This window comes from Chitinophaga niastensis, assembly GCF_003014755.1.
In the GTDB taxonomy this organism is placed as follows: domain Bacteria; phylum Bacteroidota; class Bacteroidia; order Chitinophagales; family Chitinophagaceae; genus Chitinophaga; species Chitinophaga niastensis.
This window is the reverse complement of sequence record NZ_PYAW01000003.1, coordinates 183,715-205,247: the sequence shown is the minus strand read 5'-3', so window position 1 is coordinate 205,247 and position 21,533 is coordinate 183,715. Positions and strand designations below refer to the sequence as shown.

The window sequence follows — 21,533 nt, the reverse complement described above, 5'->3', positions numbered from 1 at the left end:
TTGATAAAGGTTTAAATGATATATAAATATTTTTTAGAATCTATACTTTGCCGGGTATTCCCATAAAAAAATAGCCGGAGCTAAAAAGCACCGGCAACAGGTAACAACCAAAACAGCATTAACTAATACTGAGTTATTTTATAATTATCTGTGACGTATATACATTTGCGTTAGTCATCTCTTTAAATATTAATATCCGCACTGATCATCTTCCCAAATTCATAATAAACCCGGCAGGGAGAACCCCGCCGGTGTACATAAGTGGATTTTTAAAATACAAAACCTTTGCGCTTGAATATCCAGATATTGCGCCAGCCGGAACCTTGCTGTACCAGCGTCAACTCATTTGCGTTCAGCTTAATAATATTATAGGTGACCATATTCCCCCAGCTGATATCTGCACTATTGATCTTTATCGTTGTATTTAAAGTATCCATGGCAAATGATCCCTTAGTAGTAACGCCATTGTGTGTGATGGCAAAGTTGGCGTTTCTATCCAGGTCAAATTTCATTTCATCATCAATCACTCCCTTGTCTTTCAGTCCTGCTGCGCCTACCGTCCACCACTCAGGTTTTTGGGCGCCACCGGAACCATTGCCAAAGCAGTAACCGCCCGGTACATCCACCGCCCATACCCATGTTTTCCCGGCAGCACCATTGGTCAGTAAGTTCCACATAGGACTGGCAAAATAGTTCGGGTCGTTTTTGGATACGGTTACTTTTACGGAATCTGTTTTTGGGCCTCCGGTGGCATAAGCAGCATACTTAATGAAGAAATCTCCCGCAAAAGGTAATATCACAACGGCTTTTGCAGCTTTAGTAGTACCAAAGCCATAATCCCAGAAAGGAATGACGTCTTTTGTTTTACTCTCCAGTGTTACTTCATTATCATGCCCCGGTGTTTGTGTTACGGTGAAGTCCAGCTTTGTACCATTAGGATCTGCCGGTGTGATCCTGTCTTCATAAGGACGGCAGGCTACAGCCAACACTACAAGCGATAAATATATAAAACGATGTAAATTTTTCATGTGGAAAAAGTTTTTAAAGTGGATATTATTCCCAGCCTTTATTTTGTTTGAGTGTGCCATTGGAAAGATTGATCTGCGTTTCCGGAATAGAAAATAATCCATTCGTTGCTGTACGGAAGCTCACATTAAATTGTGGGTTAGCAGACGTATTGTCTATAGACTGTTTGGCCACCGCCGTACCCTGACGCAGCAGATCCCAGTAACGCTGGCCTTCCAGCGATAATTCCAGTCTGCGCTCATCCATTATCTGCACCTTGCTGCTAAGTGTAATACGATGTGCTTGATCATGGAAAGCACGGTCACGCACCTTATCCAGGTATTGCTGTGCTTTACCGGCATTGGCAGCCAGGTTCAGTTCAGCACCCATCAGCAATACATCAGCAAACCGGATCACCATATAATTATCGAAGTTGTCCCACTGGAAACTGCCACCCAGATCATCCGCGTTTTTATCTTTTAACGGTGTATATTTTTTGCAGAAGTAACCCGTGTACATCGCCTGATCTCCTTTGGCATAAGCACTGGTAAACCCTTCTCCGTCAACAGAGATAACAGACGCACTTTGCCTGCTGTCGCCGGGCGCGAAGGAATGATATAACGCTTCATTCACGGTGGCCGCGCCCCAGCCTTTGTAATAGGGGGCTAGTACTTGTCCGCGGATACCGATCATTACCTGTACGCGGTTACCATTATTCTGGTTCTGATCACCCATGCCCAGATAAGTATACTGGATGGTAAACACGCCCTCCTGGTTATTCTGACCCGCATAAGCAGTGGTGCTTTCAGCTGATGCCCGGAATAAATTATTGTATTTAGGTACCAGGCTGTAACCACTGTTATTAATCACGTCTTCTATCGCTGCAATGGCATCTGTTTGCGTAAATACGCCTGCTATATCCGGCTTGTTGTAATAACCGGTATAATAAAGGAACACACGGCCCAGCAACGCTTCTGCGGCCCATTTGGAAGCCCTGCCGGATTCTCCCTTAGGAATACCCGCATAAGGAGTGGGGGCAAGATCAGCTGCTGCCTGTTTCAGATCACTGGCTATCAAACTGTATACACTGTCTGCGCTGGTTTGCGGGATATTGTAATTACCCGGTTCCAGTGGTTTGGTCAGCAGTGGTACATTACCAAACATGCGTACCAGGTCAAAGTAATAGTAAGCCCGCAGGAAATGCGCCTCCGCGGTGTAACGTTTTTTAGTAGCATCGTCACCATTGAATTTTACCTTATCAATGTTTTGCAGGAAAACATTAGCCCGGTAAATGCCGGTAAAATACTTGGTCCATGCAGCACTGTTAAGGTCATTCATTTTAATGCTCTTGTCCCATTGGTTCCATCCGTTATCCGAATTACCGCCACCACCAAAACAATCATCAGAGGCAATTTCAGACGTTAGTGCAATATTGCCATAGCCATCCCAGTTAAGTACGCTGTAGGCGGATACCAAAGCCTGGTAGGCATCGGCAGGCGTCTTGTAAAAATCATCTTCTGTAACGGTGTCAACGGGTAATGTTTCCAGGAATTTTTTTCCACATGAACTCATTAACCCGGTTAGTATAATTGCTGCGAATATTTTTTTCATGATGCCGGGAGTTTAAAATTTAACATTAAGACCGAATAAAATTGTTCTCGGCTGCGGATAATAACCAAGGTCAGTACCAGACGACCAGCTATCAATACCATAACCTACTTCAGGATCCAACCCACGGTAATGGGTAAACGTAAATACATTTAATCCGGAAACATACAGCCTGAATTGTTCTAGGGGCCAACGTTTCAGCAATGTCTTCTTTAAATCATATCCCAGGTTAATACTCTTGATACGGAGAAACGCACCGTTATGTACATACAGATCGGAGAAACGACGGTAGTTATTGTTTGGCTCATCACCCAGTGTTACACGGGGCATCGTATTGGAAGTACCTTCGCCATGCCAGCGGCCAAAGATCGCAGTGGTGTAGTTGTTGTATGAACGATCATATGCCCTGGTACCATCTACGATATCATTACCACCCACACCATTCAATAAAACAGACAGATCAAATCCTCTCCAGGCGGCCGACAAAGAAAAGCCATATGTCTGTTTAGGATTCGGATCACCTACTTCTGTTTTATCACTGCCATCAATTACACCATCACCATTCAGATCCACAAAACGTACGTCACCAGGTACTGCATCCGGCTGTATTTTTTTACCGCCTTTAGTGGTATAAGCATCTATCTCCTGCTGATTCTGGAAGATGCCGGCTGTTTTTAAACCATAGAAATAACCAATAGGCATACCATTCTGTGCACGATAATATTCATCCATATTAGAAGACAATACACCATTATAAGAAGGATGTAATACGCCTTCCTGGTTAGGGATAGAGATAACGGTATTTTTATTAAAAGCAATGTTGCCACCAACACCAATTGTTACTTCTCCAAACTGATGGGTATAGTTAATACCCAGCTCTATACCTTTATTTTCAATATTACCACCATTGATGGTAGGCGCACCGGTACCCACCAGATCAGGGATAGGAGCGGTTACGAGCCAGTCGCGGGTAGTTTTTCGATACCAGTCAAATGTTACGGTAACATCCTTCAGTAACGTAGCATCAAAACCGAGATCCACCTGTTCAGAAGTTTCCCATTTCAGATCAGGATTAGGAATTTTATCCGGAGAGGCACCAATAGATTTTTCTCCGTTAAAATAATAATAACGGTAGGTAGAATTAACAGTAGCGAGATATCTGAAATCGCCTATCCGGTCATTCCCGTTCTGGCCCCATCCACCGCGGATCTTGAGGAAGTTCAGCCAGTTGGTATGCAGGAAAGATTCGTTAGTGGCAATCCAGCCCGCAGAAAAAGAAGGGAAATAACCATAACGGTTATTAGCACCAAACCTGGTAGAACCATCGCGGCGCAACGATGCTGTGAGTAAATATTTTTCATTAAAGCTGTAAAGCACCCTGCTAAAGTAAGATTGCAGTGCGTTGGTACTCCTGGTACCATATACCTTACGGGTACTGTCGTTTCTGCCATTACTGATAACCGCATGATCAAAATCAGCAATGATAAGATCAGTCATACTACCGCCCACATTATATCCTTCGTATTTTTTGGCTGCAGTACCCACCATCAGGTTGATATTATGTTTGCCGAATGTACGCTGATAAGTAAGGGTATTATCCCAGTTCCACGTGAGGTTACGATACATGCCCTGGCTGGCGCTGGAATGCAGATTGCTGTTGTTGGCGCCCAGCACATACACCGGGATAAACGCGTTATTATAATTATAGGAGAGATCAATACCGTATTCTGAACGGAATGTCAAACCATTGATGATGGTAGCGTCCAGGAATATATTGCCAATCAGCCTGTCTGTAATCGTTTTGTTATTTTGTGTATAGTCAATGGCACCTATCGGGTTTATTTCATCTGTGGCAGTTTGTGATTTGCCATAGCTGCCATCTGCGTTATGCACCGGGAAAACAGGACTGGCATTCAATAACCCGCGAATGGAGTTGTTGTATATATTGCCGGTACCAATGCCCCGTTGGCGTGTATGCGCATACGTTAGGTTCTCACCTGTTTTGATCAGGTCTTTATACAACTTATGTTCTGAATTGATACGGAACGATGTTCGTTCAAAATTGGATCTGCCGGGCAAACCCATGATCCCTTGCTGCCCCTGGTAGGATAAGGAAGAAGAAAACACGGAATGTTCGTTGCCACCGGAAAGCCCCAGGCTGTAATGCTGTATGGGTGCATTGCTCAGCGTAGCTGCCTTCTGCCAATCAGTACCAGCGCCCAGTTTGGCGAGTGAATCTTTTGAATATGGAGGAACACCGCCGGAATTAATATAGGCTTCATTCATGATGTTGCCATACTGTTGCGCATTCAGCAAATCCAGCTTGCGGGCAGGATTTTGTAAGCCGTAAGAAGCATCCAGCGATACACTCATTTTACCTGCACGTCCTTTTTTGGTGGTGATCATCACCAGCCCATTTGCAGCGCGTGTACCATAAATAGCAGTAGAAGCAGCATCTTTCAGTACATCTACAGACGCAATATCTGAAGGATTTAAAAAGGAGATGTCTTCAGCAGGAAAACCATCCACAATATAAAGCGGACGGGAATCTCCATTGGTGCCAATCCCACGGATGGTAAACTTCATGGCATCACCCGGCTGACCGGAATTGGACGTTACCTGTACACCTGGCACCTGTCCCTGTAACGATTGCTCTACACTTACACTATGATTTTTTACCAGGTCATCATTGCTGAGATGCACAGTTGCACCTGTTACCACTTTTTTCTTCTGTGCGCCATAACCTACTACTACCAGCTCATCCAATCCGGTGGAGGATACTGTCAGGCGTATAGTCATTTGCGTGAGTCCCTTCACCTGTAGCTCCTGTTTGTTATAACCAACCAGGGAAACCACGATTATCTCACCGGGATCCGCCTGTATGGCAAACGAACCATCTGCACCACTCACTGCACCGCGCGTGGTACCTTTTATTAAAATATTTACGCCAGGTAAAGGACTGCCGTTTTTTGCATCCAAGACCCTGCCCGTGAGCGTTTGTTTTACAGGCAACGTATATGCCTTGCCATTATATGCAGCTGCATGCAACGCCGGCGGAGCAGCGGCAGCCAGGCTGCAGGCAGCAATCGTCCGGAGGACGGAATGCCGTGGAAAAAAATTGCTGATAGTGTACCAGATTTTCATGTTTAACGTGTTTTATTAAGGCGATAGGTGGTTGAATAATATATATTTCAGTGATCGTGGACTTTGTTGCCGATAGAAATGAGTCCGGGTCAGAAGGCCCGGACCGTTTTTGCTATTCCATTATATGTTGTCATTTCACCTGCCGGGGTAACCACATCAGGGGTTACCGGCTTATTTTTACCGATATAGATAATGCGGAAATATCTTTGTTTTAACATACCGGGAAAATTACCTTCCCTACGGCCAATAGTAAGGGTTTGCACTGCTTCATTCCAACGAAAAGTAATATTGCTGAACACTCCTTTTTCATATTGGTAATTAGTATTTTCATCTTCATACAATGTAAACTCACCATCCTTTCCGGTATATACATACAGTTGAATCGTGTCAGCTTTGCGCTCATCGGTATACTGTAATGCAGGCCCCACGGGGAGTATAGCGCCTTCTTTTACATACAAGGGCATTCTCGACAGCGGCGCAGCTGCATTAATATATTGTCCGCCGGCCAGGTATTTCCCGGTGTAGAAATCATACCAGCCATTGCCTGCGGGCAGGTACAATGCGCGGCTGCGTGCCTGGTACTGCGTTACCGGATTTACCAGTAATGCTGGTCCAAACATAAACTGGTCGCGGATATTCAATACAGTGGTGTCTTTATCATAATCCATTGGTAACGCACGCATAATCGTATAGTCGTGATGGTAAGTGCTGCCGGCCAGTGAGTAGATATAAGGCAGCAAGCGGTAACGCAGCTTGTCATAATACAGCATAGACTGATACGCTACACTGCTGTCTGGCGCTATGTTAAACATCTCGCGATAAGGAAACTGTCCATGGGAGCGGAACAACGGGCAAAAGGCGCCATACTGAAACCACCGTGTATTTAATTCTCTCCATTCTTCCTGCGCTGCACCCTGCGGATTAGGCTTGTCATATTTATCTTCTACAAAAAAACCGCCGATGTCGGTAGTCCAGTAAGGCAAACCAGACATACAAAAATTTAATCCTGCAGGTATTTGTCTGCTTAACTCTTCGAAAGTAGCCGCCACATCACCGCTCCAGGTAGCCGCTGCATAACGTTGTAACCCGGCATAAGCAGAACGGGTAAGTATAAATACACGCTGATCAGGACTGGTGGCACGCTGCCCTTCATAAATACCTTTAGCGTTTACTAATGCATAGGTATTGAAGTATTGGGTAGAAGAACCTAATGCCGTAGGATTCATCAGTGTTTTACGGTCTTCGATGGAAGCATTGGATAAGATATCCGGCTCTGTAGCATCCAGCCACCAGGCATCTACGCCTTTACTGAAAAGGTTTTTGTTGATCAGGTTCCAGAACAGCTTACGGGCTTCCGGATTAAAAGCGTCATAAAACGTAGATACGTAACCGTTACCTATCCAGTCGTGTTGTTTATTTTTGATATTCTGTTTGTATAACCAGTTTTTGTTATCAAACAATTTGTAGTTGTCAATGCCTTCATAGAATTTAGGCCATACAGAAATCATGAAATGCGCATTGTATTTTTTGTGCAGCGTTTCAATCATTGCAGCTGGATTGGGAAAGCGGCTGGGGTCAAACTGTTGGCTACCCCATTCATCCTGTTTCCAGTAGCTCCAGTCCAGTACAATATTGTCCAGCGGTATTTTCTTTTCACGGAAGGTGGCTACTGTATTTTCAATTTCATCCTGTGTTTTATACCGTTCCCGGCTTTGCCAGAAACCTAGTGCCCAGCGTGGTATCATAGTAGCTTTGCCGGTCACCTGCCGATACCCACTGATCACTTCATCCATGTTGTTGCCGTACATGAAGTAGTAATCTATTTTTTCACCGGCTTCGGAAGTCAACGCCATCTTGTTTTGCAGCGCGGCAGGAGTAGGCGAAAGGAATTTGAGTGAAATAAACGACTGCGCAGTTTCCGGGATCCATTCTACTTTAATGGTTGCTGGCTGACCCTTTTTAAGCGGATGATGAAATACAGAAGCGCCCGGATTCCAGCTTTCCCGCCACTTGTCCAACTTCAACTGCCCGTCTATCCATACTTTGGTATAACCGGAAGTGGACATGAAAAATTTATACTCACCATTTTCATCGGCATTCACAGTGCCTTCCCAGGTAACTTTTCCTTTTACCATCGGAAAAGCTGCAGGGAGGTTTCCCAGTAAATTTAGAAAGCCATAGTCTATTTTATCTTCTACAGATTGCAGGTAAACAGTATTATTATAACGGTCAGCGTATACGGCCGTTAGCCCGCCTGACTTACCATCGGTGGTGGTTAAGTGTAAAGCAGACAACTGATCGTAAGCACGGTCATCACCAAAACGGGTAATGGAGTAGTTATCCCATAATATCCCATAATGACGGTTGGATACCACAAAAGGCACTGCCGCTACAGAGTTGTATTGGGTGAGGTCTACGTCCTGGTTTTTATAGTTCATTAAACCGGTCTGGTGTTGCCCCAGTCCGTAAAAGGCTTCATTGGCAGGAGATTCAAACACCTGTTGTATGCGGTATAACTGTTTATTATCAATGATTACCGGGGCAAATGTTTTGCCGCCACCGCGTTGTTCCTGTAACAGGATATGTCCGTCCTTATCGCTGAATACCACTTCACCGGTATTCAGCGCCACACTGGCAGTGAGACTATTAGTTTTCAAAACCACTGTTTCATTGTTTTCCTCTGAATCCCATTTCACTGCATTACAATGAACATCCACGGCCATCAGGCTGGGAGATCCGTTAAAATTATCGCCGGCAGTAGCACTTACATGGATCACTTTATCGGAGATCACCTGTAATTTTACCTGTCTGGCGCCATTATGTGCAGGTTGTTTTAAATGTATCAATAAGCCATCGGCCAGTTTATCTACCTGCCCGGCATAACACCAGGAAGTCAATAACGTGAATAATACGAGCGATATCGTCCTCTTTGTCTGCATATAAATGGAATTTTTCTATTGGTTGTGCGTGGTTGTTATCATGCATGTTTGTGGTGCATGCAGCTGTTTTTTCAAAACGTGTTTAATTTCAAAACGTGTGAAAACAAAAATAAACGGTGCTATGCAAACGCAGGGTACGGGTATGTTTTAGATGTAGGGTGATTATGTTAACTGCCAACAGCAGTGGGGGATCAGATTGATAGCGGTAAGGGTATAAAATGTTAAACTGACACGAATAGATACGTTTGCAAAGAGTTGATTTAAAAATGGTTATAGTAATAATAATCCGATGATAGCTACTGTGATTAAACAATACAGCATGATTTCGATGATCAGGTATATATGGCTGCTCTTCTTGTAGTTTTGCTTGAACATAAGTTGGTTAGATAATCAATAGCACAAAATTATCCATTGTCTTCGGGAGGGAAGGAGGGGATTTCGTTATTTAAAGGGGTGCATTTGTTGATTTACGGGCTTATTTCTTCTTTCCATATACAGATGGCAGCACATTATACTCCATCTTAAAATACTTTGTAAAGTATTTCGGGTTATTAAATCCTACTTCATAGGCTACCTCTGCTACAGTAAGCTGACTTTTCTCCAGCAGTTGCGCAGCCCTTTTCAGGCGGATACTACGGATGAATTCTATAGGCGACTTACCGGTCAGCGATAATATTTTTTTGTAAACAGATACGCGGCTCATAAATAATGCCTTACTCAATTCCTCTACAGAGAAATCAGGATTAGAGATGTTTTTTTCAACGATCTGCAACGCCTGCTGCACAAACTGCTCATCAGCAGAAGAAATGGCCACTTCGCTGGGATTGGCTGTTATATGCTGCCGGAAAGTATCACGCAAGGATGACTGCTGGGAAATAATATTTTTGATGCGGGATAATAATACTTCAAAGTTAAAGGGCTTGGTAATATAATCTGTGGCGCCAGTTTCCAACGCTTCCAATTGCTGGGCTTCTTCTGCCCGGGCAGTGAGCATTATCAGCGGCAGGTGCGCGGTACGCTGCTGCGCACGGATTTTTTTACAAAGCTCCAGCCCATCCATTTCAGGCATGGCAATATCGCTCACTATCAGGTGAGGAAGGGTGTGCTGCAATATTTTCCAGGCCGCCAGCCCGTTCTCTGCTGTTATGATCTGGAAGTATTGCCCCAGGTTATCTTTGAGATAGAAGCGGAAATCTTCATTATCTTCTACCAGTAAGATGACCGGTTTTTTACTTTGATTGTTTGCCACAGCAAGAGTGGGGGCTACTGTTGCAGGTTCCGGTAATACACGGATGGTTTCCTGCATTTCTCCGGGAGCGGCTGCTGTAGTGGTTTTTACTGGCAAGATAACGGTAAAGCAACTTCCCATTTCCGGGGCACTGTCTACGGTAATGCTGCCACCATGCATTTTTATAAACTCCCGCGTAATAGACAAGCCAATACCACTGCCCTGGTTCATCATGGAGCCGGGGACTTCATGCTGGAAGAAACGCTCAAAGATATGATCCTGCTTTTCCAGCGGGATACCTATTCCATTGTCTTTCACCGCTATTACTAATTGCGCGGAAGCCTCGCGGTAGCTAACGTTAACGGATATACTGCCTTGCTCGGGTGTAAATTTAAAAGCGTTGGAAAGCAGGTTAAAGATGACCTTCTCTATCTTATCTCCGTCATATAACATTTTCAATTCCTGCACATCGCTTTGAAAGGCCAGCTGTATATGCTTCTTGTCCGACAAGTCGGAAAAAGATCCCGTCAGCTCTTTTACAAAATCCACCATATCCCCTTCATTGGCATGCAGTTTTATTTCCTGTACTTCCATTTTACGGAAGTCGAGCAATTGGTTCACCAGGTTGAGTAACCGGCGGGCATTGCGCTGCATGAGCTCCAGCTGTGCTTTTACACCACCTTCCGTTGTTTGTTTGATGATCTTTTCCAGCGGTGCTATAATAAGACTGAGCGGTGTTCTGAACTCATGGCTTACGTTGGTGAAGAAGCGGATTTTTAACGTGTCCAGTTCATGCATACGCGTCGCTTCCTGCGATTGTTGCTCCATCCGGAACTTCAGTCTTTCTCTTTCAAGTATCAGTTTATGGGCCAGTAGCAGTGCTCCCAGAATCAGCAATACATACAGTAAAAATGCGGGCCATGTTTTCCAGAAAGGAGGCAGCACCCGGATTTGCAGGGTAAGCCCCTGCTCATTCCATACACCATCATTATTGGATGCTTTCACCCGGAAAGTATATTCCCCGGGGTCCAGGTTGGTGAAGGTAGCTTTGCGTTGAAGTCCGTCTGTATATAACCAGTCTTTGCTAAAGCCTTCCAGCATGTAGGCATACCGGTTTTTTTCCGGATGGAAATAGTTCAGGGAAGCAAATTCCAGGGAGAAAACATTTTCACCATGTTGTAGTGTGATGCTCCTGGTTTCAGGAATGGCAGCAGACAATAACACCCTTCCATTTATTTTTTCACCTGGCCGGATGCTTTTATTAAAGATCTGCAAATCGGTGAGTACAACCGGCGGCACATTGCTGTTTACGGTAATGGCATTGGGATAGAAGAGATTAAAACCATTGCCGCCGCCAAAGATCAGTTCACCGCGACTGGTCTTCAACGCTGCATTTTCATTGAATTCTTTGCCTTGCAGGCCATCTGATTCATCATAATTTTTGAACTGGTACGTATAACCCTTTGCGTTAGCACCTGGCTTAATAGTCAGACTGGACAAGCCATTAGGAGTACTCATCCATAAACTATGGTCATTGGCTTCGAGTATATTCAGCACGGAGTTGTCGGGCAAGCCGTCTTCCTTGCGGAAAGTACGGAAGTTGTTGCTGCCGGGATTAAACAGGTCCAGTCCTTCGCGGGTTCCCACCCAGATGCGGCCCTGACTGTCTTCAAAAATACAGACCACATTATTATGGCTCAAACTTCCGCGCGTAGCGGGTGCATTGCTGTAATGAGTAAAGGCACCGGTTTTGCCGTTATGTACATCCAGTCCATCGGAAGTACCTATCCAAAGGTTGCCTTGTTTATCTTCCAGCAATGCCGAAATATACCTGGAAGGAATTTCTTTACTGGTAAATTGGTGGAATTGATGTGTAACGGGGTCCATTACGTTGAGTCCTCCGTTCAGGGTACCCACCCAGAGCCGGTGCTGCCGGTCCTCCAGCACTTCCCATATGCTGTTATCACTGATGCTGTTGCTGTTTGCCGGGTCATGTTTGTAATGAACAAACCGGGTGCCGTCAAAGCGGTCCAGCCCACCAAAGTAAGTACCTATCCAGAGTTGCTGTGCATGGTCTATCCACAAACTCACTATAACGTTACCGGATATACTGTTTTCGTTGCCGGCTTCGTGTTTGTAGGAGGTGAAAGTGTTGCGGCTGCGGTCAAAATAGATCAATCCCCCGCCGTTAGTGCCTATCCAGAGATTGCCGCGGGCATCTTCTACAAAACGGTTCACGTCATTATAAGGCAAACTGTTACGGCTATACGTTTGGTACTGATAAAGGGGGAACTTAACCATGTGCTCATGATAATAATTCAATCCTTTCTTAAAAGTACCTATCCAGATGATGCCGGTATTATCTTTATAAAGTGTGGTGATGCTATTCTGACTCAGGCTGCGGTTATCATCTCCTATATTCTCAATATAACGGATGCTGTGTTCTTTCTTATTAATGATATTCACGCCGCCATGATCAGTCCCGATCCATACCAGTCCGTTGTTATCGGGCACAATACCTCTTACAATATTATTGTTCAGGGCTAATCCGGGGGTGCTTTGATCAATATGCTGAAAGCTGTGCTGAGATACATGGAAATAATACACACCATTATCTTCCTTGCTCTGGAAAAGCCACAGGTCGCCGTCATTGTCCATTACAAGCGACCATGCCGATGTGCTCAGGTCGGGCCTGACAAGGGTGTTGTTCCGGTATACAATACGATGGCTGCGTGCTTCCATTTTTTCCAGGATACCATTGCTGTGCAGCAGCCAGTAATCGCCGGCCTTGTCAGGTATCATGGCAGATACGCTGTTAGTGGCAATGGTGGTAGTATCGGCAGTGTGGACGAGCTTTTCCGGTTTGTTGCGGCTGTTAATAATATAAATACCTGCAAAGGGATGAAGGAACCAGTATTGCCCGGTTTTGTCTTTTACAATATCCGTAATCGTATTTCCCGGAATGCCCCATTGCTGCAAAACCGTCTCCGGGCGGCGATTGAAGCGTGTACTAACGGGATCGAATATATTAATACCGGAGCGTGTTTGAATCCATAATTGCTGACCGGGACCAGCCATGATTTTATTGACGGCATTGTCCGAAAGAGAGGCGCTGTCGCGCAGATCATGCTGGAAAACATTGAAGCTGTAACCATCAAACCTGTTAAGGCCGGATACCGTGCCTATCCACATAAAACCGGAACTATCTTTTAAAATACAGTTGACCTGGTTGTTAGACAAGCCCTGGTTGATATCAATCCGGTTGAACTGATATGAAAGGGTTTGACCCCACATCACTTTCGTTAGCAGCAAAAAAAGTATAAAGAATAATGCCCGCTTCCTCATGTACACACGCCTTGGTTGATGAATTGTTGAGTTGACAATTATAATTGCGTAACAATATAGTATAAAAGGGGATAACAGTCATATAAACAAAGAAAGGTCGAAAGAATTCGACCTTTATTGCTAAAATTCCACGTTATGGCACTCAGGTCCATAAAAAGTTAATCAGCTATAGTTCCGGCATAACCGGTATACGGTAAGTGATGTTTGCGATGGAGAGGGGCAGCGGGTGAGGCTAACCTCTGATGATACAAAAGTAGGTGATGCTAAATCGATTGTCAAGTAATTAGCAAACATTATTTTAGAAAATGTATGAATCGGCCATGAGAGCCATTTTATAATTACTAGATAATTTTGATATCGTTGTATTATAATTTTTAAAGATTATTGAGTACTTTTTTTCTCCAATCTTATTATCGATGCAACGAATTATTGCCAGTCTTATTTTATTATGCAGTATCGCATTGACAGCTGCTGCACAAAAGCTTCCGGGAAAGGGGATGACCGTCACCCTCGACTATTACTATAATTATGAACATAAAAAAGATAAGGCCGGTAACCAGGTAAGATGGCATTATATCTGGGATGAAATGGATAGTGGGGGCCTGTCTGTATGGGGTGGTATCTACGATTCATTAGGCGTAAAAAGGGATAGTCTGCTGAAAGCACCTACAGCAGCTAATCTGAAGCAAACAGATATTTACATGATTATTGACCCGGATACAGATACAGAATCACCACATCCGAATTATATGAATGAGCAGGATGCCAGCGCCATTTATGATTGGGTGAAAGCCGGTGGGGTATTGGTATTGATGGAAAATGACTCTGCCAACGCTGAATTTGCTCATTTTAATATCCTGAGTGAAAAATTTGGTATCCATTTCAACGGCGACAGCCGCAACCGGGTGCAGGGGCGCAATTGGGAGCAGGGTTCCTTCACCATCCCTCCTCATCATGAAATATTTCCGCACGTAACAAAAGTGTATATCAAGGAGTTATCTTCCCTGAAGATTCAACCTCCTGCAAAGTCAGTATATAATGATGGTGATTATGTGATTATGGCCGTGGCTAAAGTAGGCAAAGGGACTGTGTTTGCCGTGGGTGATCCGTGGTTTTATAATGAATATGTAGATGGTAAAAGATTACCGGCAGAATATCAGAACTATGGTGCAGCAGCAGATTTTACACGATGGCTGATCAATCAACGCTTAGCTGCCAGGCATTAGCTTTTAGCAAAATGCAGCGAAGATGACTATCTCCGCTGCATTTTGCTAAAAGCTAACTGCTAATCGCTTAAAAAATTAATATTCCGGCGAATACCCGCAAACTTACTGCGCTTGAGCGGAGAATGACGGAAGATGTCTTTAAAGGCTTCTTCTGTCAGCTCTTCCCAGTCTTTTGTAGTGAAGTTCAGAATAGCAGGTATGGGTGTGAATTCCGCTTCCTGGTGAGCTTTGGAGAAGCGGTTCCAGGGGCAAACATCCTGGCAGGTGTCGCAACCAAACATCCAGTTATCAAACTGTCCTTTCATTTTATCAGGGATAAGCTGATCCTTCAGCTCTATCGTAAAATAGGAAATACATTTACTGCCATCTACTACACCGGGTGCTACCAATGCTTCGGTAGGACAGGCGTCCAGGCAGCGGGTACAGGTGCCGCAATAATCGCCAACAGGGCTGTCGTACTCCAGCGCAATATCAGTAATCAACGTAGCAATAAAAAAGAAAGAGCCTGCCTGTTTATGTATCAGGTTACCGTTTTTGCCTATCCAGCCAAGACCGCTACGTTGGGCCCAGCTACGCTCCAGCACGGGAGCTGAATCTACAAAACCCCTTCCCTGTACCGGACCAATATGTTCCTGCATCCGCAACAACAAGGTCTTTAGTTTGGCTCTGATAACCTCATGATAATCATGTCCATAGGCGTATTTTGAAATACGCGGTGCATCCTCACGTTGCTGCGCCGAAGGAAAGTAATTAAACAACAGCGTAATCACCGATTGGGCGCCATCTACCAGTTTACGGGGATCTATCCTTTTATCAAAATGATTCTCCATGTATTGCATGTTACCATGCATACCCTTATTGAGCCACGTTTCCAGCCGACGCGCATCCTCATCCAACTGCACCGCTTTTGCAATGCCGCAATGGTCAAATCCCAGTTCACTGGCCAGCTGTTTTATGAATAACGTATGAGTCATTACTGCAAAATTACGCGAAAATTGTCTTTCTCCCGATTAGGATGATTATGCTGATTACCATGATTTTATTTTTTGATTTTGAAAGATTCAAAAGATTAGCGAAGATTTCAGCGGGTATTGTCTGAACTGTGATTTTTGTGATTAGTATGATTATCCTGATGTGCGAAGATCTCAGCGGATATTGTCTGAACCAGGATTTTTAAGATTGAATGGATTACCCTGATGGGTGCCGAAGATCTAAGCGGAGATATTCGTTAATATCTTCCAGATAAAAAACAATATAACACCCATCAGGGTAATCCATTCAATCTTAAAAATCCTGGTTCAGACAATATCCGCTGAGATCTTCGCACATCAGGATAATCATACTAATCACAAAAATCACAGTTCAGACAATACCCGCTGAAATCTTCGCCAATCTTTTCAAAATCAAAAAAATAAAATCAGGGTAATCAGCATAATCATCCTAATCGGGAGAAAGACAATTTCCGCGTAATTTTTTTACCTTTGCTCCGCATATTATCCCGTATGCCTGTAATCTGTATGCGCTATACCACTGTTTTGCTAACCTTTATGATGGGTTGTTTGATTGCTTCATCCGCTGTTGCCCAGGATGGAAGCAAAATGAAATTCGGAAAGATTTCCAAAGAAGAATTTGACGTCAAAAAATTTGAGAAAGATACCGGCGCACATGCCGTGATCCTTTCTGAAATTGGTTCTTCTGCCTTTGAGTCGGATGGTAAGGATCTGCGACTGGTATTCAAAGTCCACCGCCGTATTAAGATCATTGACAAGAACGGCTATGACCTGGCTACTGTGAAGGTGCCATTGTATAAATCCGATAGACAGGAAGAAAGGATCCTCAACCTGAAAGCCGTTTCATATAATCTGGAAAACGGGGAAATAGTAGACACCCGGATGGACAGTAAAAACGTATTTACGGATAAACAGGATAAGTTCCTGATCGTAAAAAAGTTTGCATTGCCGGCAGTGAAGGAAGGTACTATTATTGAATACACCTATACCATTTCTTCGCCGTATTACCGGCACTTGCGCGCCTGGAATTTTCAGGGCGAATACCCGGCACTCTGGAGTGAATACAGTGTAGGTATTCCGGAGTATTTTGATTATATACTTATTCCACAAGGCTATGAGCCATTTGTAGTGCGCACAAAAGAACCTTCCCGTACTACGCTTAGCTTTCGAAATGAAAGCCAGGGAGGAGCTGGCCCTTCTAATACGGTGACGGTTACACCCAACGTAACCATTTATAAGTGGGCAATGAAAGATGTACCGCCTATCCGGAATGAAAGTTTTATCACTACCATAGATAATTATGTTAATCGCATAGAATTCCAGCTTTCGGCTTACAACATGCCGGAAGAGCCAAGAAAACCGGTGCAGAGTACCTGGGAACAACTAATGACAGATCTGATGAAAGCTGAAGACCTGGGTGGTACCTTGAATAATAATAATGGTTTCCTCGGTGATGTGGTAGATGGTCTGATAAAAGATGCTAAAACAGATAAAGAAAAAGCACAGAAAATATACGCCTGGGTGCGTGATAACTACACCTGTACAGATCATTCTGCCCTGTGGATGCAAAAAACACTTAAAACTACCTTCAATGCAAAAAACGGGAATGTTGCAGAGATCAACCTGTTGTTGGTAGCTATGCTTAAACGCGCTAAACTGGAGTCATATCCTATAATACTCAGTACACGTGATAATGGCTATGTGTATCAGTTCTACCCGCTAACCACCCGCTTTAACTACCTGATCGCAGGCGCATACGTGGGAGATGAATTTGTTAACCTGGATGCTTCTGAACCTTTACTGGGTTTTGGTAAATTGCCGGCAGCCTGTTATAATGGTGCTGCGAGAACAGTGAATGAAGCGGCTACACCGGTGATACTGGGAGCGGATTCATTGAGAGAACAGAAATTTACCAGCGTTACGTTAGGTAAGCTGGAGAATGGTTATTTAACAGGTTCTTTCCAGCAAAGGCCCACCTACTTTGAATCCTACAGCGTTCGTAAAAAGGTAAAGGATAAAAGTGAAGACGAATTTTTTAAAGAGATAACAAAATCCTATACCAGCGAAATAACCCTGGAAAACAAGGCCATAGACGATATCAAAGAACTGGAATCACCTGTACTGGTAAAGTATGATTTTAAAATGCAGGTAGGAAACGATGATGTGTTGTACATCAGTCCACTTTTTGGAGAAGCATACAGGAATAATCCCTTCAAATCTATGGAGCGCAAATTCCCTGTGGAAATGAGCCATGTATCTGATGAAGTATACTCTTTTAATATGGATGTGCCGGAAGGTTATGTAGTAGATGAGCTACCTAAAGGAGCGATGGCCAGGTTTAATGAAAATGATGGACTGTTCCAGTATCTCATTCAGCAACAGGAAAATCATATTCAGCTGCGTTGCCGTGTAAAGCTTGCCAAGGCTAACTTTGAGCCGGATGAATATTCTTCGCTGAGAGAATTTTTTGATCTGATAGTGAAGAAACAGGCGGAACAAATTGTATTAAAAAAGAAAAAATAATCCATGCGTAAGCTGTTATCCTTAGCTGCCGGCCTGTTGTTGACCATTGCCCAACCTGCACTGGCAGGAGATCCAACGTACCCCGTGAGCACTATTCCTGCTGCATTAAAAGAGAATGCACACCTGGTTAAAAGAATGGCGGAAACCATTCTTACCGTGAATGATCTGCGTGATGTACGCCTGACGCAACATTATGTAATCACGGTGCTGGACGAAACAGGGGCGAAAGACGTTAGCCTGATTGAGTATTACGATAAACTGCAGGATGTAAGATCTATCAGCGGCGCATTGTTTGATGCAGAAGGGAAACTGATTAAGCGCCTGAAACAAAGTGATATCAAGGATATAAGCGCTGTTGATGATGGTAGTCTGATGACCGATGCCCGTGTGAAGGCGCACAAATTTTATTATAACGTATATCCATATACGATAGAATATGAAGTGGAACTGCGCTTTAACGGTACCAGCCGCTTCCCGCTGTGGCAGCCGCAGGAAGATATTTACTGTACTGTAGAACAGAGCCGGCTCGTGGTAAATGTACCGGGGGATTATGCACTGCGTTACCGCAGTTATCTGTATAAAGGCGACCCTGTAGTAACCACCGATAGAAATATAAAAACCTATACCTGGGAAGTAAAGCAACTCGCCGCTTTGAAATCAGAAATTAATCCGGATGAGTTTTATCGCCGCACACCTAGTGTATTCTTAGGCCCCGGCAACTTTGAAGTAGATCATTACAAAGGTAGCATGAGCACCTGGAAAGATTTTGGCGATTTCATATATCGCCTCAATGAAGGCAGGGATGTATTACCGGATAATGTCAAACAAAAAGTACACGAACTGACAGATGGTCTTGCTACCCGCACAGATAAAATAAATGTACTCTATAAATTTGTACAGCAAAACTGCCGCTACATTGGCATTCAGCTGGGAATAGGCGGTTGGCAAACATTTGATGCGACTGCTGTGGCAACAAAAGGATACGGCGATTGTAAGGCCCTCACCAATTATATGATGGCTTTACTAAAAGAAGCAGGTATTAAGTCCAACTGGGCGCTGGTAAAAGCTGGCAGTGATGCGCACACTATACGGGAAGACTTTTCCTCTCCTCAGTTCAATCACGTTATTCTATGCATTCCGAATGTAAAAGATACCACCTGGCTGGAATGTACCAGCAACACATTGCCTGCAGGTTATCTCAGCGCTTTTACAGACGACAGGCCCGTGCTGCTGGTAGATGCACAGGAGAGCAAATTGTTGCGTACACCGCATTACAACATGAACAGTAATGAGCAGCTCCGTAAAATGGATGCCGTGGTAGATGAAGCAGGAAATATAAAAATTACCTGTCTCACCACCTATACCGGCCTGCAGCAGGATAATCTGCATGAGCGCCTGCACCAGTTAAGTCCGGAGAAACAGTTGGAAATATTACGTAAAGGACTTGATATTTCGAGTTATGATATTACCGGATATGGTTGTAAGGAACTGGGTACGCCAATACCTGCCATAGAGGAAAGAATACAAATCAGCGGACATAACTATGCCACGGTAACGGGCAAACGAATGTTCCTGCTGCCGGATATTCTTAATCGTAGTGGCACCAAATTAGATGCAGAAGAAGCCCGTAAGTCAGAGATCAAATTTGATTACGCTTTCCGCGATGTAGATACCGTATGCATCACCCTGCCCGTTGGATACAAAGCAGAAGCGCTGCCGGCACCGGTAATGCTGACTACTAAATTCGGCAATTACAGTGTTGCCATTGTTATAAAGGATAATACGGCAACCTATATACGAAAAATGGAACGTAAGGCCGGTACTTTCCCTGCTACTGATTTTGGAGAACTGGTAAAATTTTATAACACCATCTACAAAGAAGATAGGAGTAGGATGGTGCTCGTAAAAGAATAGAATTGTCTTTCTCCCGATTAGGCTGATTATGCTGATTACCCTGATTTTATTTTTTTATTTTGAAAGATTTAAAAAGATTAGCGAAGAACAAAGCGCATAATACTCGCTCTGATCTTCGCTAATCTTTTTATAATCAAAAAAATAATCAGCCTAATCAGCCTAATCGGGAGAAAGACAATCTATTTCTCTCTAACGCTAACGGATATATGCCTATCCTTTCTCCTTTCCGCATCCGGTGCATTAGCTGCCGCTTTGGCAAATTGTGAACCATAGCCTTCTGCTCCCAGCAGCTGCGCAGCATTGGTGTTTTCTTTCTTCAACACAGTTACCACTGTTTCTGCGCGGAGTTTGGATAAATGCAGATTGGCGGTACTATCACCAACACGATCAGTGTAGCCACCTATCTTTATTTTAGCTTTAGGAAATGCTTTCATAATAGCAGCAATATTGCCTACCTGTTTCATACTTTCTTCTGTTAGTTCAGCACTGCCGGTTTTGAAATTGAGGTTATCAAAATCAAACCATACATCTTTGCCCGCCTTACGGCTGTCATCTTTCAGGAAGGTAACCAGCTGGTCTTCTATACCACCTTTGAAGGCATCCAGTGTGGTGCCATTCGGCAAGGTGACTTTTATACTTTCACGGGTAGCTACAGGACCTCCTTCGGTAACATTCATCGAAGCGGAATCGGCCAGCTGGCCGGTAGTAACACTGTCCAGTGCCGGTGTAGTATTGTTTTTGTTGCCACCACAACCACGCATCAGGTACCACAAGAGGATGATGGCCACCAGTATTAGTAGTAACGACCATATCCAGCGGTTACTGCTGCTTTTTACGGTATTGAGCGCACTGCCGGCTGCAGCTGCTGTGCTGCCACCGAGGCCGGAAGCAAGGCCGCCCAGCTTTTTACCCAGATCGCCGATACTCGCCAGTCCTAATATACCAGCCAGATTCAAACCACCTGGCAAAGCACCTAAGATCTTGTCTTTTTGTGAATCGAGTAGTGAAAGAAAGGAATTGGGCGTAAGATTATTCTGCGCAGCATATTGTCCTACTGTACCCAAAGTTGCCGGGGTAGCGGATTGCAGTAATGTGCTGGCGGATGATTCTTTGATGCCTGCAAAAGAAGACACCATGCTGATAATAGAGCTAACCTTGTCGCCGAATAAATTGCGCAGCAGATCACCTCCTTTGCTGAGCAAGTCGCCTCCGCCGCCTTGCAGGGCACCGGTGATAGCAGATGGATTGGCATTCCCCGCCGCACCTTTTACTAAATCCAGCAAACCTCCTGCAGCCCCCGCTGATCCTGCTTTACTAAGCAGCCCTGTCAATACGGTGGGTATTATGCCACTCAATGCTTTTTGAATACCTCCTTCACTCTCGCCAAGTTGTGAGGAAGCCTGACTAACTACGTTGCTGTTGAAAATACTTTTTGCACTCTCTAATAAGTCAAAAGACATAATTGTAGGGTTTAAAGATGATGAATGTGATGATTAGCTATGATTTAATAAAATGAGCTTTTTGCCGGTAGTAATAACAGATAGTTTGGTCGTTCAGGCCTTTATAACAACAGAGTCATACAGGTTGTTTG

The 21,533-nt window shown here is 44.2% G+C and carries 10 protein-coding genes; 3 read left to right on the top strand and 7 right to left on the bottom strand.

Annotated features, from left to right (window positions below; all coding sequences use genetic code 11):
* Nucleotides 1-269: 269 nt before the first annotated feature.
* The 5 genes from CLV51_RS15550 to CLV51_RS15530 all read right to left on the bottom strand — a co-directional run bounded on the left by CLV51_RS15550 (nt 270) and on the right by CLV51_RS15530 (nt 13,269).
* On the bottom strand, nt 270-1,028 hold the full coding sequence (locus tag CLV51_RS15550; RefSeq protein WP_106528988.1) for a hypothetical protein: 759 nt from the start codon (nt 1,026-1,028) through the stop codon (nt 270-272).
* Between the two features lie 25 nt (nt 1,029-1,053).
* Nucleotides 1,054-2,616 carry a RagB/SusD family nutrient uptake outer membrane protein gene (locus CLV51_RS15545; RefSeq protein ID WP_106528987.1) on the bottom strand — a complete coding sequence of 521 codons (1,563 nt, stop codon included), beginning with the start codon at nt 2,614-2,616 and terminating at the stop codon, nt 1,054-1,056.
* 12 nt (nt 2,617-2,628) lie between these two features.
* Nucleotides 2,629-5,757: a SusC/RagA family TonB-linked outer membrane protein gene (locus CLV51_RS15540; RefSeq protein ID WP_106528986.1), complete on the bottom strand. Its 3,129-nt coding sequence runs from the start codon at nt 5,755-5,757 to the stop codon at nt 2,629-2,631.
* Between the two features lie 89 nt (nt 5,758-5,846).
* Nucleotides 5,847-8,696 (bottom strand): TIM-barrel domain-containing protein, encoded by a 2,850-nt coding sequence (locus CLV51_RS15535; RefSeq protein WP_106528985.1) that lies wholly within the window; start codon nt 8,694-8,696, stop codon nt 5,847-5,849.
* Between the two features lie 475 nt (nt 8,697-9,171).
* Complete coding sequence (locus tag CLV51_RS15530; RefSeq protein WP_106528984.1) at nt 9,172-13,269, bottom strand: hybrid sensor histidine kinase/response regulator transcription factor; 4,098 nt, start codon at nt 13,267-13,269, stop codon at nt 9,172-9,174.
* Between the two features lie 416 nt (nt 13,270-13,685).
* Here CLV51_RS15530 and CLV51_RS15525 point away from each other — a divergent pair, with 416 nt between their 5' ends.
* The gene (locus CLV51_RS15525) at nt 13,686-14,495 is read left to right on the top strand and encodes a DUF4350 domain-containing protein (protein WP_146151292.1); all 810 of its coding nucleotides are present in this window, start codon (nt 13,686-13,688) and stop codon (nt 14,493-14,495) included.
* A gap of 59 nt (nt 14,496-14,554) precedes the next feature.
* Here the strand turns inward: CLV51_RS15525 and queG are convergent, their stop codons facing one another.
* Nucleotides 14,555-15,469 carry a tRNA epoxyqueuosine(34) reductase QueG gene (gene queG / locus CLV51_RS15520; protein WP_106528982.1) on the bottom strand — a complete coding sequence of 305 codons (915 nt, stop codon included), beginning with the start codon at nt 15,467-15,469 and terminating at the stop codon, nt 14,555-14,557.
* Between the two features lie 528 nt (nt 15,470-15,997).
* On the opposite strand from queG, the gene CLV51_RS15515 reads away from it, so the two are divergent.
* Together CLV51_RS15515 and CLV51_RS15510 are read left to right on the top strand one after the other, a co-directional pair.
* The gene (locus tag CLV51_RS15515; RefSeq protein WP_106528981.1) at nt 15,998-18,028 is read left to right on the top strand and encodes a transglutaminase family protein; all 2,031 of its coding nucleotides are present in this window, start codon (nt 15,998-16,000) and stop codon (nt 18,026-18,028) included.
* 3 nt (nt 18,029-18,031) lie between these two features.
* Nucleotides 18,032-19,942 (top strand): DUF3857 domain-containing transglutaminase family protein, encoded by a 1,911-nt coding sequence (locus CLV51_RS15510; protein ID WP_106528980.1) that lies wholly within the window; start codon nt 18,032-18,034, stop codon nt 19,940-19,942.
* 179 nt (nt 19,943-20,121) lie between these two features.
* Here the strand turns inward: CLV51_RS15510 and CLV51_RS15505 are convergent, their stop codons facing one another.
* The gene (locus CLV51_RS15505; protein WP_106528979.1) at nt 20,122-21,402 is read right to left on the bottom strand and encodes an OmpA family protein; all 1,281 of its coding nucleotides are present in this window, start codon (nt 21,400-21,402) and stop codon (nt 20,122-20,124) included.
* Nucleotides 21,403-21,533 lie beyond the last annotated feature (131 nt).

Bases quoted from the DNA above. Each gene is read 5' to 3' on its own strand.
- CLV51_RS15545 (WP_106528987.1), bottom strand. From the start codon at position 2,616: ATGAAAAAAATATTCGCAGCAATTATACTAACCGGGTTAATGAGTTCA.
- CLV51_RS15515 (WP_106528981.1), top strand. From the start codon at position 15,998: ATGCCTGTAATCTGTATGCGCTATACCACTGTTTTGCTAACCTTTATG.
- CLV51_RS15505 (WP_106528979.1), bottom strand. From the start codon at position 21,402: ATGTCTTTTGACTTATTAGAGAGTGCAAAAAGTATTTTCAACAGCAAC.
- CLV51_RS15540 (WP_106528986.1), bottom strand. From the start codon at position 5,757: ATGAAAATCTGGTACACTATCAGCAATTTTTTTCCACGGCATTCCGTC.
- CLV51_RS15525 (WP_146151292.1), top strand. From the start codon at position 13,686: ATGCAACGAATTATTGCCAGTCTTATTTTATTATGCAGTATCGCATTG.
- CLV51_RS15530 (WP_106528984.1), bottom strand. From the start codon at position 13,269: ATGAGGAAGCGGGCATTATTCTTTATACTTTTTTTGCTGCTAACGAAA.
- CLV51_RS15535 (WP_106528985.1), bottom strand. From the start codon at position 8,696: ATGCAGACAAAGAGGACGATATCGCTCGTATTATTCACGTTATTGACT.
- CLV51_RS15510 (WP_106528980.1), top strand. From the start codon at position 18,032: ATGCGTAAGCTGTTATCCTTAGCTGCCGGCCTGTTGTTGACCATTGCC.
- CLV51_RS15550 (WP_106528988.1), bottom strand. From the start codon at position 1,028: ATGAAAAATTTACATCGTTTTATATATTTATCGCTTGTAGTGTTGGCT.
- queG (WP_106528982.1), bottom strand. From the start codon at position 15,469: ATGACTCATACGTTATTCATAAAACAGCTGGCCAGTGAACTGGGATTT.